Below are 12,374 nucleotides of genomic sequence, written 5' to 3'. Positions count from 1 at the left end.
TTCGGCAGACCAGTGAGGAGCCAGCGGATATGAGCCAGCAGTACCCGGGTGACACCGCCACGATCACCACCCCCGCCGGTGAGAGCACCCAGCGGTACGAGGAAGCCCGGGCCGCAGCCAGTCGGGCGATCAGCACCATCACGGTCCCGGCGGACCAGCCGCTGCGCACCCCGCCGCCGGCCGAGGTCGAGCCGGAGCTGCTGTCGTACCGCGGGTTCAAGTTCGGCGCCGCGTTCTTCGGCTGGCTGATCGCCATCTCGATGTCCGTGCTGCTGCTGGCCGCCGCATCCGCCGCCGCGTTCGGGACCGCGCAGGTCCTCGACTACACGACGAGCGACGCGAAGGCCCAGGCGGGCGCAGCGTCGATCACCGCTGCCGGGGTGGCGATCTTCATGCTCGCGCTGGCGTTCTACACCGGCGGGTACGTCGCGGGCCGGCTGGCCCGCTTCGACGGCGGCCGGCAGGGCTTCGGCGTGTGGATGATCGCCGTACTCGTCGGAGCGGTCGCAGGAGGTCTCACCTGGTTCCTGGACGGCCAGTACGACCTGTTCGGCAACGTCCACCGGCCGAGCGGTGTGTCGCTGTCCGGCAACACCCTCCTGCTCGGCAGCACCGCCGCGGCCGCCGCACTGCTGGTGCTTACGCTGATCGCCGCGATCATCGGCGGCAAGAGCGGCCGCCGCTACCACGATCGCATCGACGAACTGCTCTGAGGGAAGACCTGAGGCTCGCATCGCGTTGCTCTTGGTGTGCTTGAGGTAGCGGTGATCGGTGCGGGACAGGCGGGGCTGTCGGCTGCGTACCACTTGGTGCGCTTCGGGTTCACGCCGTACGACGAGGTCGTCGTGCTGGACCGGAACGCGGCGCCGGGTGGTGCGTGGCAGCACCGGTGGGACTCGTTGACGATGCACGACGTGCACGGGATCGCGAACCTGCCCGGTGTACCCGTACCGGAGAGCGTGGGCGCGGAGCGGGCCAACGCGTTCGTGCCGGCGTACTTCGCGGACTACGAGCAGCGCTTCGAGCTTCCCGTCGTACGGCCGGTGGCGGTGGAGAGTGTGCGGGAGATCGACGGCGGGTTCGCGCTGGACACGTCTGCCGGCGAGTACGACGCTGCCGCGCTGGTGAATGCGACCGGAACGTGGGACCGGCCGTTCATCCCGTGGTACCCGGGGATCGAGACGTTCCGCGGGCGGCAGCTGCACACGGCCGACTACCGTGGAGCGGCTGACCTCACCGGGCAGCATGTGCTCGTCGTTGGCGGTGGGGCGTCCGCGGTGCAACTGCTGGCGGAGGTGTCGGCGGTTGCGACCACGACATGGGTGACCCGACGTCCTCCGGAGTGGCGCACCGACGTGGACTTCACGCCGGAGTACGGGCGTCAGGTCGTGGCCCGGGTCGAGGAACGCGTCCGTGCCGGCCTACCGCCTCGCAGCGTCGTCAGCGTGACGGGACTCCACCTGCGGCAACAGGAGCAAGCCGCCTGGGATCGCGGCGTCTACACGCGCCTGCCGATGTTCTCACGCATCACGCCGGACGGTGTGGAGTGGGCTGACGGCAGCAAGCAGCACGTGGACACCATCCTCTGGGCTACTGGGTTCCGCGCCGATCTGGCGCACCTGTCGCCCCTTCACCTGCGTGAGCCGTCCGGTGGCATCCGGATGAACGGCACCGCCACGGCAGCCGATCCACGGATCCACCTGGTCGGCTACGGCCCGTCAGCCAGCACCATCGGCGCCAACCGCGCCGGCTTTGCGGCAGCCAGGGCGCTACGCGATCTGCTAGCGCATGATGAGCGTGAGGAGGTCAGCGCCTAGCGTCGTGAGCGCGTCGTTGTTCAACCTGTAGGCAACGAACCGGCCCTCGCGTTCGGCCGTGACCAGACCGGCTCTGGTGAGCGCCCGCAGGTGGCGTGTCACCTGCGTTGGGTGCAGGCCCCACAACGCGGCGATCTCACCGGCAGTACGCGGCTCGCTGGCCACCGCACGGCACACCTGCAGGCGATCGGGCGACGCGAGCGCGTCCAGTCGCGCCCGGATCTGCTGCGCCGTCGGTACGTCGGCCGTACGCCCGCCGGTCGGGTAGATGATCGTGATCGGCTCGCCGGGGATCTCCCCGATGAACAGATGCGGCGCGATGTAGTTGCTCGGGACAAGCAACAGCGACCGGCTGCTGATGTCGATCCGCTTGCTCTGCACCTTCTGCACCACAACGCTGTCTTTGTCCCGTACGTCGAGCGACGCGTCCAGCGAACGCAGCATCGCCCCGACACCGTCCCGTACCGCCAGGTCGCGGTCGTGACGACCCCGTGCCGCCAGGGCGTCCCGTGACTCGTCCCAAACGCTGCCGAACCACTCTCGCCAGCAGGCGTCCAGTAGCTCCACAAAACGACGTACTGGTTCTGCAGGGTCCGTCAGCAGTGCTTCAACCAGTGCAGCGGTCGAACGGCCACGGCTACGCGCCCAATGCAGTGCTGCGGTGTTGTCGGTCGAACTCAACGGGCGGCCGTGGAGCGGGCGGACGAGTTCCGCGGCCACGTCCTCCGGCGGGCGTTCACGCAGCGCTGCCAACTCGTCGTCCCACGACCGCATACCCGTAGTGGAGGAGGTCGCGAAGAAGCGTGCCCGGACCGCTCGTACGGTCCAGGTCCACTGGGCGAGCTCCGCGCGCAGGTCGTCCGGGAGCGGCACGGCGGCCGCCCAGTCGGCACGGTCGTGGTGTGCGGGCTCCGCCAGTACGTGCAGCGCGCAGCCAAGCTCGATCAGCGGTGAGGCGACGTGCCGGATCCGCTCCGAATCGAGGCGGCTGACGCCCGCGAGAACGGTCGGCACTCAGCTCTTCAGTTTGAACTGCAGGTCCGTGACCCAGTCGTCCATGTTCGGCACCTCACGCGGGTCGGAGCGGTAGATCTCCAGCCGCGCGGCCCAGTTGTCGCCCTCGGTGTCCCACTCGACCCCCTGCCCGGCGCCCCAGTCGAGCAGGTCGCCGGTGGCTTTGACCAGACCGTCGGGGTGGCCGTGGTACGTGGCGGTCGCGTACCGGCCGGCCGGGAGTACGCCGGTGACGATCTCGCCCTCCCCGGGGTGCACGTCGTCGACCGGGAAGCCGATCTCCATCGTCAGCCCGTGCTCCATGTCGACCACGTCGTACTTGAAGAACGGCGCGTCGTTCGGCGCGATCTCCCGCGCCGCCAGCCAGCCGATCACCTCCCGCAACCGGTCCGCGAACGCCGCGATACCGTCCATCGGCACCGTTCCCCGCAGCGCGACGTACGGCCGCTCCCCCAACTCCACGATCTCCGGCATGACCCGCCCTTTCTGGCTCGACAGTCCCAGCAGGGACAACCTACTGCGCCCAGGGCGGCTGCACAGCCGTGCCGTCAGCCATGTATCCGGTGAAGCCTGCCGTGATGGCGACGATCAGCTCGGCCTTGCCCTCGCCCAGGTTGCTCAGTGAGATCGGTTCACCGGCTGGTACGACGGCTGCGTCGCCCGGGCCGAGCTTGTCGCCGTCCGGGCCGAGCTGCACGGTGCCGCTGAGCACCATGAACACCTCGTCGCGGTCGAGCGTGTGTGGCGCGTCGCCGCGGTGGCCGGCGTCGACCGTGAGCCGCCACGTGCACAGCCCGGCCGACCCGCGGCTCGGCGCGGCGTACCCCGTGAACTCGACCCCCGGCAACTGGAACCGCGCTGCCTCGTCCGCATGGATGACCCGCATCCCGTTCCCCTTCCCATTTAGTCAAGCTGACTTGACCAAGTCAGCTTGACTATCATGGCGGGCATGACGCAATTGGGCAAGCCGGATCTCGGCATCCTGCTGCTACTGGCCGACCAGGAGTTCGTCCGCGAGCTCCGCGAGCAGCTGGGCGCGCAGGGATACGAGGACCAGGGCCGCTCGGACGGCTTCGTGTTCCGCACGCTGGCCGACGGCCCGACCACGATCAGCCGGCTCGCCGAGCGGCTGGAGATCACCAAGCAGGGCGCCGGCCAGATCGCCGACGACATGGAACGCCGCGGGTACATCGAGCGCCGCCCCGACCCGTCCGACGCCCGTGCCCGCCTGCTGCACCTCACCGACCGCGGCCGCGCCGCCCTGTCCGGGGCGCGCCGGTTCCACCGCGACTACGAACGCCGGCTCCGCAAACGGCTCGGCGACGACGCGGTCGACACCCTGCGCGACGTACTGACCGAGATGGCCGGCGAGGCCCAGATCAGTACGCCGCACTTCCGGGCGTTGATGTTCTAGCCGAAGTACTGCGGGAAGAGGTCGTTCGTGGGCCAGGTCTTCACGCCGTTGGCGGCGGTCCACAGGGCGGCGTCGATGTCGCCGTACGACTTGCCGCTCGCGTCGTCGCGGCGGTTGAACACGGCCGCCCAGCTCATCCCGTTGGAGGTGCGGACGACGATCGAGTAGGTGCCGGGCATGCTGCCGGTGTGCCACGTGTTCCGGCCGGTGCCACCGGTGACCGGGCGGATCTGCCAGCCGAGACCGTAGTACCAGCCGTCGGAGTTCACGCCGATGGACGGCTTCGCCCAGACGTGGCCGAGCGACGTACTGTTCAGCACGCTCGAGGGGGCGTCGAACATCTTCGCCCAACGGACCAGGTCCGGCGCGCTCGCGATCCAGCCGCCGTTCGCGTCCTGGATCCGCATGCTGAACGAGCCGTACGGCGCGGGCACGGTCTTCCCGGACATGTCGAGGACCGTCCGGCCGGTGTACTGCGACTCGTACGACGTCTCACCGGTGTGCTTCGCGATCGAGTAGCCGAGCGCCATCCGCTTGATCTTCAGCGGCGCGAGCAGTTTCTGCTGCACGTAGTTCTCGTAGCTGAGGCCGCTGACCTTGTCGATCACCCGGCCGGCCAGCGTGTAGCCGAAGTTCGAGTACGCGTACTTCGTGCCCGGGTCGAAGTCGAGCTTCTGCCCGGCGACGTACTTGATCACGTCCGAGGTGTGCAGCTCCATCGGTACGCCGAGGGTCCGGGAGATCGTGGCGTCCTTCCACTCCGGGTCGCCGGAGACGTCCCGGTCCCAGCCGCCGAGGTGCTGCAACACCTTCCACAGCGTGATCTTCGACCAGCGCGCGTCCCGGGTCAGCCCGGTCGCCGGCCTGATGTCGATGAGGTTCGCGACCGGCGTCGACAGGCTCACCTTGCCGTCCTGCACCAGCTTCACGATCGCGGCCGCGGTCAGCGACTTCGACAGGCTCGCGATCCGGAACAGCGAGGTCGGCTGGACGGTCAGCGCGGTCGACGCACTGTAGCCGCGGGCAAGCACCAGCCGGCCCTTGTACGTCACCGCGACCTGCCCGGCGGTGATCCCGCGGGCCAGCATGAACGCCTTCATCTGATTGTCGAACCCGGCCAGCGCGGGCACCGCCGTACCGGTCGCTTTCCAGGTCGCGGCCGCGTCGGCGGGCCGCCCGATCAAGTACCCGGCACCCGTACCCACCGCGGCGGTGGCACCGGTTGCGACCGCCAGCTTGCCGAGATTCCGGCGCGACAACTCCACGAACGTGTTCTCCTTCAGGGGTGGACGACTCCGGAAGTCTTTCACCCCCAGAGGTCCACTCCGGTGACGAAGTGACCTAGTCGACCACTGTGGCGTAGGAGATGACGCCTCGGCGGATTTGGTCTACTACCGCTCGGGCCGTAGTGCGGAGGGGGGTGGGGCCGGCGGCGTCGGCTATTTGTTCGGTGAGGTCGATGAGTTGTTTGACCCAGCGGACGAAGTCGCCGGCGGCGAGGTCGGATTCGTAGAGGACTTCGGCGAGGGAGGCGCCGGAGGCCCAGCGGAAGGCGGGCCAGCAGAAGTTGAGGTCCATGGAGCGGAGGAAGTCGACGCGCATGTCGCGTTCCAGGGCGGACAGGTCGCGCCAGATCGCGCCCATCTGCTCCAGGGCCTGGCGTACGTCGCCGCGTGGCAGGCGTGGTGAGGTCGGGTCGTCCTTGGACCGGGACTCGTAGACCAATGCGGCCAGGCAGGCAGCCAGCTCGGGGACGGTGAGGTCGTCGAAGACGCCCTGGCGGAGGCATTCGGCGGCGACCAGGTCGAGCTCGGTGTAGATGCGGGACAGCCGGTCGCCGGCCTCGGTGGTCTTGTCGCCGTCCAGGTAGTGCAGCGCGTCCAGCACCTGGCACACCCGGTCGAACTGCCGGGCGATGGTGTTGGTCCGCTGCTCGATCTTCCGTTGGACGTCGCGGTTCTCGCGGTCGAGGCGGAAGTACCGTTCCGCCCAGCGGGCGTGGTCCTCGCGGTCCGAGCAGCCGTGGCAGGGGTGGGCGCGGAGCTGTGCCCGCATCTCCTGCAGCTCCGGGTCGTCGGCGTGCGAGATCACGTCGCGGTGCCGCGACGGCGGGCCGTCCTCGCCGAGCAGGTCGGTGCGGGTGCGCAGTACCTGGGCCAGTTCGCGGCGCTGCTGCGGGTTCCGCGGGTTGAACTTGCGCGGGATCCGCAGCGCCCCGATCGCCTCCACCGGCGCCGGGAAGTCCACCATCGACAGCTTCCGCACCTGCCGGTCGAGGGTCAGGACGGTCGGCCGCGGCCCTTCCCGCTCGGACCGCATCCCCGGGTCGAGCACCAGCACCCAGCCGGCGCTCCGCCCGGCCGGGATCCGGATGATGTCGCCGGTCTTCAGCTTCTCGATCGACTCCTGCGCCTCGACCCGGCGGTCGAGCTTGCGCCGCTTCGACCCGGACGCCTCGCGGTCGCCGATCCGGCGGCGGAGTTCGGCGTACTCGAGGAAGTCGCCGAGGTGGCACTCGATCGACTCCTTGTACCCCTCGAGCGCCTCGGTGTTGCGCTGCACCTGCCGCGCCAGCCCGACCACGGCCTGGTCGGACTGGAACTGCGCGAACGACAGCTCCAGCATGTCCCGCGCCCGCGTCCGCCCGACCTGGCGGACCAGGTTGACGGCCATGTTGTACGACGGGGAGAACGACGACCGCAGCGGATACGTACGCGTCGACGCGAGCCCGGCCACCGCCCGCGGGTCGAACCCGGGCTGCCAGAGCACCACGGCGTGTCCCTCGACGTCGATGCCGCGCCGCCCGGCCCGCCCGGTGAGCTGCGTGTACTCCCCCGGCGTGATGTCGACGTGCGCCTCGCCGTTCCACTTGGAGAGCTTCTCCAGAACGACGGTCCGGGCCGGCATGTTGATGCCCAGGGCAAGCGTCTCGGTGGCGAACACGACCTTGATCAGCCCGCGTGCGAACAGCTCCTCGACGACCTCCTTGAAGGCCGCGAGCATGCCGGCGTGGTGCGCCGCGATCCCACGGGACAGCGCCTCGGCGAAGTCGTGGTACCCGAGCACGCCGAGGTCCTCGTCCGGGAGGTCCGCGGTCCGCTCGGCGACGACCCGCTTGATCTCGTCGCGCTCGGACGGCTTGGTCAGCCGCAGCCCGGACCGCAGGCACTGCACGACCGCGTCCTCGCAGCCCTTGCGGGAGAAGATGAAGAAGATCGCCGGCAGCAGCGCCCCGGCGTCCAGCTCCTCGACGACGTCCGAGCGGTACGGCGTGAAGTGGGTCTTGGCCGGCCGGTTCCGCGGCATGTCGCGACGGCGGCGCGGTTTGCGCGAGTCGTCCCGGAAGATCCGGTTGTCGTCGCGGGCGATCCGGACCAGCTGCGGGTTGACCAGGTCACGGACGTCGGCCTTGGCCGCGGCGGCCTTCGCGGGATTGCCCGACTTCGCGGGAACGCCGACCCGAGCGGTCGGCGCCTCACCCGCGAACAGGTCGTGCAGCCGCTTCCCGACCATCACGTGCTGGAACAGCGGCACCGGCCGCTTCTCCTCCAGGACGACGACGGTGTTGCCGCGGACCGTCTCCAGCCAGTCGCCGAACTCCTCGGCGTTGCTCACGGTCGCCGACAGCGAGACCACCGACACCGAGTCCGGCAGGTGGATCAGCACCTCTTCCCAGACCGCGCCGCGGGAGCGGTCGGCGAGGTAGTGCACCTCGTCCATCACGACGTACGACAGGCCGAGCAGGGTCTGCGAGCCGGCGTACAGCATGTTCCGCAGGACCTCGGTGGTCATCACCACGATCGGGGCCTCGGAGTTGACCGAGTTGTCGCCGGTGAGCAGCCCGACCTTGTCGGCGCCGTACCGGCTGACGAGGTCGCCGTACTTCTGGTTGCTGAGCGCCTTGATCGGGGTCGTGTAGAAGCACTTCTGCCCGCGCTCCAGAGCCAGGTGCACGGCGAACTCGCCGACCAGCGTCTTGCCGGACCCGGTGGGCGCCGCGACCAGCACCTGGTGCCCGTCCTCGAGCGCGGCGCAGGCGCGCAGCTGGAACTCGTCCAGCTCGAAGTCGTAGAGCGCCCGGAACTCCTTCACGGCGGGATGCTCCTGGTCCGAGCGGAATGTGGCGTACTTCTCGGACGGGGTACTCATGGGTCCAATCTATGCGACACCTGGGACAAACCCATCGGTGCCCGGCCAGATACCAAAGGTTGATCCGGGTAGCCAGGTGGACTTCCTACGGTGGCGAGGTGACCACATTTCGTGTTCGAAGCTTGGCAGTCGTCATCGCAGGGCTGCTCACCATGGGTGCCGTGCCATCGAGTGCGGCGCCGCCCGTCGTGCAGACCGACAAGGGCGCCGTTCGCGGTGTCGTGAAAGGCGGTTCGCAGGTCTACGAGGGCATTCCGTACGCCGCCCCGCCGACCGGCGAGCGCCGCTGGACGATGCCGCGGCCGGCTGCGGCGTGGAGCGGGATCCGCGACGGGAGCAGGCCCGGCGCCGCGTGCGCGCAGCTCAACGAGACAGGTACGGCGCTCGCGCCGGGCTCGTCCGAGGACTGCCTCTACCTCAACGTCACGACCCCCGGCACCGCGGGCAGGCCGCGGCCGGTGATGTTCTGGATCCACGGCGGCGGCTGGAACAGCGGGAACGGCAGCGAGTACGACGGCCGCCGGCTCGCCGAGACCGGTGACGTCGTCGTGGTCACGATTAACTACCGGCTCGCGACGTTCGGCTTCCTCGGATACCCGGGCCTGCCCGACTCCGGAACGTACGGGCTCGCCGACCAGCAGGCCGCGCTGCGCTGGGTGCGGCGGAACGCCCGCGCGTTCGGCGGCGACCCGGGCAACGTGACCGTACTCGGCGAGTCCGCCGGTGGGCTCTCGACCTGCGCGCAACTCACCTCGCCCGGCGCCGGTCCGTTGCTGGACCGCGCGATCATCGAGAGCGGCTCGTGCGAGACGAACTTCCCGGTCAACGGCAACTCCCCGGACAACCCGGCGAAGCAGTGGTGGGCGCCGCGGAGCCGGCTCGCCGCCGAGGGCAGGACCGCCGCGTTGAAGATCGGTTGCGCCGACCTCGAGTGCCTGCGCAAGGCAGACCCGTTGAAGCTCCAGCAGATGGGCGACTTCACCCAGGCCGGCACCGGTACGGCGCTGCTCCCGCTCGACCCGCGGACGGCCCTGAAGACGGGGCTGTTCAACCACGTCCCGGTGATGGAGGGCAACACTCGGGACGAGCAGGGCTTCTTCGGGTGGCTCTACGAGGTGGACGGCTCGATGACGGCAGCGTCGTACCGGGCGAATCTCGTGAAGAGCTTCGGCGGCCGGGCTGAGGCGGTGGAGCGGGAGTACAAGCGCACCGGGATCGCGGCGTGGAACGCGGTCACGACCGACCGCGGGTGGGTCTGCCCGGCCTTGCGCAGCAGTACGACGATGTCCCGCTTCACCGATGTGTACTCGTTCTCGTTCGCGGATCGGACCGCGCCGGACGTCATCGGGTTCCCGCCCGGGTACACGGCGGGCGCGTACCACGGGTCGGAAGTCCCGTACCTGTTCGACGCCGGTGTCACGTTCACCCCTCGGCAGGCGGAGCTGTCACAGCAGATGGTGAAGTACTGGACGAACTTCGCCCGCTCCGGCAACCCCAACGGAACAGGACTGCCGCAGTGGCCGCGTTTCCGTGGCGGCGAGACCACTCAGGCGCTCCAGCTCGGCCGCCCGGCGCCGATCGACCTCAGTTCGCAGCACCACTGCGGATTCTGGTCGCGATGAACGTCGCCGCGTGATCGAGGGCTTCGTCGGCTTCGGGCAGGAAGCCGGCGAAGTACTGGAACACGTGGGGTGCGCCGGCGATCACGTCGAGGCTGACGTCGACCTCCTGCTCCGCGGCGCGGGCCACCAGGCGGAGTGCGTCGTCGAGCAGGACCTCCGCCGTACCGACCTGCACCAGCAGCGGCGGCAGGCCCTTCAGGTCGGCGAGGACCGGGCTCGCGAGCTCGTTGCGCGGGTCGGCGCCGCCGAGGTAGAGCGCAGCGCTCTCCGCCATGTTGGCGCGGCTGAACAGCGGATCGTAGTCGCCCCGGTTGTCGATGCTCGGCCCGGTCAGCGCCACATCCGTCCACGGCGAGAACAGCACCGCGCCGGCCGGTTGCGGCAGCCCTTCCGCACGGGCCGCGATCAGCATCCCCAGCGCCAGACCGCCACCGGCCGAGTCACCGGCGACGACGACCGGCTGCCCGCCCTCGACCAGCTCGCGGTACGCCGCCAGCGCGTCGTGGATCCCGGCCGGGAACGGATGCTCGGGCGCCAGGCGGTACTCCAGCGAGACCGCCGGGACGCCGCTCCGGCGGGACAACGGCGCGGCCAGGTTCGCGCCCGTACGAGCCGATCCGATCACGTAGCCGCCGCCGTGCAGGTACAGGATCACGCCGGCCCGGTCGGCACCGTCGACGCGGACGTCGAGGGCCGGTACGCCGCCCAGCGTCCGCTCGGTCAGCTGGACGTCGTCGCCCAGCGGGCGGCTCGCGAACAGCTCGTCGAACTCGGCCCGCTGCTCCTCCGGCGACCGCCCGACCACACCCTTCTGCATCATCCCGCGTGCTGCTTCACGTTCTTCAGCGCTCATCGGTCCGTCTCCCAGTGATAGATTCCGAGGAATATAGTTCTCTCCAACTACATTCCGAGGAATCTAATTCCGTGACTGATCTCACAGCATTGTTCACGGACCTGGTGCGCCTGGAAACCCGGATCTACAACGCCCTCGACACCCGGCTGAAGGCGGAGCACAGCCTGCCGCTGGGCCAGTTCGAGTTCCTGCGGTACATCGCGTCCCGGGACACCGCCCGGGTGTTCGATCTGGCCCGCGAGGTGGCGATCACCGTCGGCGCGACCAGCAAGGCGGTCGACCGGCTCGAGGCGGCCGGGCGCATCCGGCGTACGGCGAACCCCTCCGATCGCCGCTCCTCCCTGCTCGAACTCACCACCGAAGGCCGGCAGGTACTCGAGGCCGCGACGCCGACGGTCGAGGCGGAGCTCCAGATCTGGCTCGGCTCGGTGCTGCCGGCCCCGGTCCTGGAGCAGCTCGCCACCAACCTCTCCATGCTCCGCCAGCGCGCCGAGGTCGATCCACGTACCGATCGGGCCGAGACATGACGCAGCCGGGCTCTCTTCCCTGGTGGTCCGATGAGAGCCCGGCTGCGGTCCGGTGGGTGACTAGCTGATGTGGTACGGGTCGCCGTACACCTTCCAGTCCAGCGGGGTGTTCAGCGCGAGGTTGCCCTTCTTCAGCCAGACCCGCTGCGCGGTGTCGACGCGGCTGGTGTCGCTGTGCGCCTCCTCCTGCTTCATCGCCCAGACGCGCGCGTCCAGGAACGCGTTCAGGTACGTCGTCTCGTTCCCGCCCTGCGACGGCGGCTTCGCGTGGCTGAGCGCGCGCTTGCGAATGCCGCCGAAGCTGGTCGGGTCGTCGCCGTCGCCGTGCATCACGATCGCGTCGTAGTAGCAGAACTGCCCGAGCGTGCCGATCCCGTCGGACTTGCCCTGCTTGACGGCCGGGTTGAAGTACACCCGGTCGCGCTCGTCGTTCTGGCAGTTCTGGAAGGCCGAGTCCTTCGCGGCGGTCTTCCAGTCCCTGGTGAAGTTCGGGTCGAGGCCCTTGTGCGAGGCGCTGCCGTTCACCTTGCGCAGCGCGGGCAGGTACTTCTCCAGCACGTTGCCCGGCTTCCGGCTCGAGTACAGCTCGACCAGGTCGAGCATGTCGCCGGTACCCGAGCAGAACCCGATGATGCCCGCGGTGTACCCGCGGCCGTCGTCGATGTCCTCGATGTACTTGTACTGCGCCTTCCAGTCCAGCGACGAGTTCTCCGCGCTGCAGACGATCTCCATCGCGATCTCCTTCTTCGCGGGATCGTCCAGACCGGTCGCCTTCACCTGTACCGCGGCGTCGGCGGGCGACGCGTAGCGGGAGGCGGCGAGCCCGGCGGCCGGTACGGCGGCGAGCGACAGACCCAGCAGCAGCGTGGTCCGGCGGGTGGGGCGGTTTTCCATGGGGTCCTCCGAGGGGCGTCCGAGGAATGAACTGTTAGGAAGCTTTCCTATCAGACGAAGACCATGAAAGAGAATACCTGGGAA

General features: G+C 69.4%; 12 protein-coding genes. 5 read left to right on the top strand and 7 right to left on the bottom strand.

Annotated features, from left to right (window positions below; genetic code table 11):
• Positions 1 to 29 precede the first annotated feature (29 nt).
• Together ACFV9C_RS40345 and ACFV9C_RS40340 are read left to right on the top strand one after the other, a co-directional pair.
• Positions 30 to 713 (top strand): hypothetical protein, encoded by a 684-nt coding sequence (locus ACFV9C_RS40345; RefSeq protein ID WP_380202510.1) that lies wholly within the window; start codon positions 30 to 32, stop codon positions 711 to 713.
• A gap of 36 nt (positions 714 to 749) precedes the next feature.
• Positions 750 to 1,817 carry an FAD-dependent oxidoreductase gene (locus tag ACFV9C_RS40340; RefSeq protein ID WP_380202508.1) on the top strand — a complete coding sequence of 356 codons (1,068 nt, stop codon included), beginning with the start codon at positions 750 to 752 and terminating at the stop codon, positions 1,815 to 1,817.
• Here the strand turns inward: ACFV9C_RS40340 and ACFV9C_RS40335 are convergent.
• From ACFV9C_RS40335 to ACFV9C_RS40325, 3 genes are read right to left on the bottom strand one after another with little or no spacing between them, the layout of a single operon-like run.
• The gene (locus tag ACFV9C_RS40335) at positions 1,782 to 2,831 is read right to left on the bottom strand and encodes a DUF5937 family protein (protein ID WP_380202506.1); all 1,050 of its coding nucleotides are present in this window, start codon (positions 2,829 to 2,831) and stop codon (positions 1,782 to 1,784) included. The genes ACFV9C_RS40340 and ACFV9C_RS40335 overlap by 36 nt on opposite strands.
• Entirely contained in the window at positions 2,832 to 3,305 is a 474-nt protein-coding gene (locus ACFV9C_RS40330; protein WP_380202504.1) for a GyrI-like domain-containing protein, read from the bottom strand.
• Between the two features lie 40 nt (positions 3,306 to 3,345).
• Complete coding sequence (locus ACFV9C_RS40325; protein ID WP_380202502.1) at positions 3,346 to 3,717, bottom strand: cupin domain-containing protein; 372 nt, start codon at positions 3,715 to 3,717, stop codon at positions 3,346 to 3,348.
• A 63-nt stretch (positions 3,718 to 3,780) separates the two neighbouring features.
• On the opposite strand from ACFV9C_RS40325, the gene ACFV9C_RS40320 reads away from it, so the two are divergent.
• Positions 3,781 to 4,245 (top strand): MarR family winged helix-turn-helix transcriptional regulator, encoded by a 465-nt coding sequence (locus ACFV9C_RS40320; RefSeq protein ID WP_380202500.1) that lies wholly within the window; start codon positions 3,781 to 3,783, stop codon positions 4,243 to 4,245.
• Here ACFV9C_RS40320 and ACFV9C_RS40315 read toward each other — a convergent pair.
• Together ACFV9C_RS40315 and ACFV9C_RS40310 are read right to left on the bottom strand one after the other, a co-directional pair.
• On the bottom strand, positions 4,242 to 5,510 hold the full coding sequence (locus ACFV9C_RS40315; RefSeq protein WP_380202498.1) for a serine hydrolase domain-containing protein: 1,269 nt from the start codon (positions 5,508 to 5,510) through the stop codon (positions 4,242 to 4,244). The two genes, ACFV9C_RS40320 and ACFV9C_RS40315, sit on opposite strands and share 4 nt — an antisense overlap.
• 76 nt (positions 5,511 to 5,586) lie before the next feature.
• Positions 5,587 to 8,394, bottom strand: a complete 2,808-nt coding sequence (locus ACFV9C_RS40310) for a DEAD/DEAH box helicase (RefSeq protein WP_380202496.1) — start codon at positions 8,392 to 8,394, stop codon at positions 5,587 to 5,589.
• A gap of 161 nt (positions 8,395 to 8,555) precedes the next feature.
• Here ACFV9C_RS40310 and ACFV9C_RS40305 point away from each other — a divergent pair, with 161 nt between their 5' ends.
• Positions 8,556 to 10,016, top strand: a complete 1,461-nt coding sequence (locus ACFV9C_RS40305; RefSeq protein WP_380202494.1) for a carboxylesterase/lipase family protein — start codon at positions 8,556 to 8,558, stop codon at positions 10,014 to 10,016.
• On the opposite strand, the gene ACFV9C_RS40300 is transcribed toward ACFV9C_RS40305, so the two are convergent.
• Entirely contained in the window at positions 9,979 to 10,869 is an 891-nt protein-coding gene (locus ACFV9C_RS40300; protein ID WP_380202492.1) for an alpha/beta hydrolase, read from the bottom strand. The two genes, ACFV9C_RS40305 and ACFV9C_RS40300, sit on opposite strands and share 38 nt — an antisense overlap.
• A 71-nt stretch (positions 10,870 to 10,940) precedes the next feature.
• Between ACFV9C_RS40300 and ACFV9C_RS40295 the strand changes: the two genes are divergently transcribed.
• Positions 10,941 to 11,396 (top strand): MarR family winged helix-turn-helix transcriptional regulator, encoded by a 456-nt coding sequence (locus tag ACFV9C_RS40295; RefSeq protein ID WP_380202490.1) that lies wholly within the window; start codon positions 10,941 to 10,943, stop codon positions 11,394 to 11,396.
• Positions 11,397 to 11,456: 60 nt separating this feature from the next.
• Here the strand turns inward: ACFV9C_RS40295 and ACFV9C_RS40290 are convergent, their stop codons facing one another.
• On the bottom strand, positions 11,457 to 12,290 hold the full coding sequence (locus ACFV9C_RS40290) for a chitosanase (protein ID WP_380202488.1): 834 nt from the start codon (positions 12,288 to 12,290) through the stop codon (positions 11,457 to 11,459).
• Positions 12,291 to 12,374: the final 84 nt, after the last annotated feature.

It is taken from the genome of Kribbella sp. NPDC059898, assembly GCF_042730855.1.
Lineage (GTDB): Bacteria > Actinomycetota > Actinomycetes > Propionibacteriales > Kribbellaceae > Kribbella.
Note: the sequence above shows the minus strand (reverse complement) of the source record. Positions and strands in the feature narration are given on the sequence as shown.

Bases quoted from the DNA above. Each gene is read 5' to 3' on its own strand.
- ACFV9C_RS40310 (WP_380202496.1), bottom strand. From the start codon at position 8,394: ATGAGTACCCCGTCCGAGAAGTACGCCACATTCCGCTCGGACCAGGAG.
- ACFV9C_RS40345 (WP_380202510.1), top strand. From the start codon at position 30: ATGAGCCAGCAGTACCCGGGTGACACCGCCACGATCACCACCCCCGCC.
- ACFV9C_RS40330 (WP_380202504.1), bottom strand. From the start codon at position 3,305: ATGCCGGAGATCGTGGAGTTGGGGGAGCGGCCGTACGTCGCGCTGCGG.
- ACFV9C_RS40320 (WP_380202500.1), top strand. From the start codon at position 3,781: ATGACGCAATTGGGCAAGCCGGATCTCGGCATCCTGCTGCTACTGGCC.
- ACFV9C_RS40300 (WP_380202492.1), bottom strand. From the start codon at position 10,869: ATGAGCGCTGAAGAACGTGAAGCAGCACGCGGGATGATGCAGAAGGGT.
- ACFV9C_RS40290 (WP_380202488.1), bottom strand. From the start codon at position 12,290: ATGGAAAACCGCCCCACCCGCCGGACCACGCTGCTGCTGGGTCTGTCG.
- ACFV9C_RS40325 (WP_380202502.1), bottom strand. From the start codon at position 3,717: ATGCGGGTCATCCATGCGGACGAGGCAGCGCGGTTCCAGTTGCCGGGG.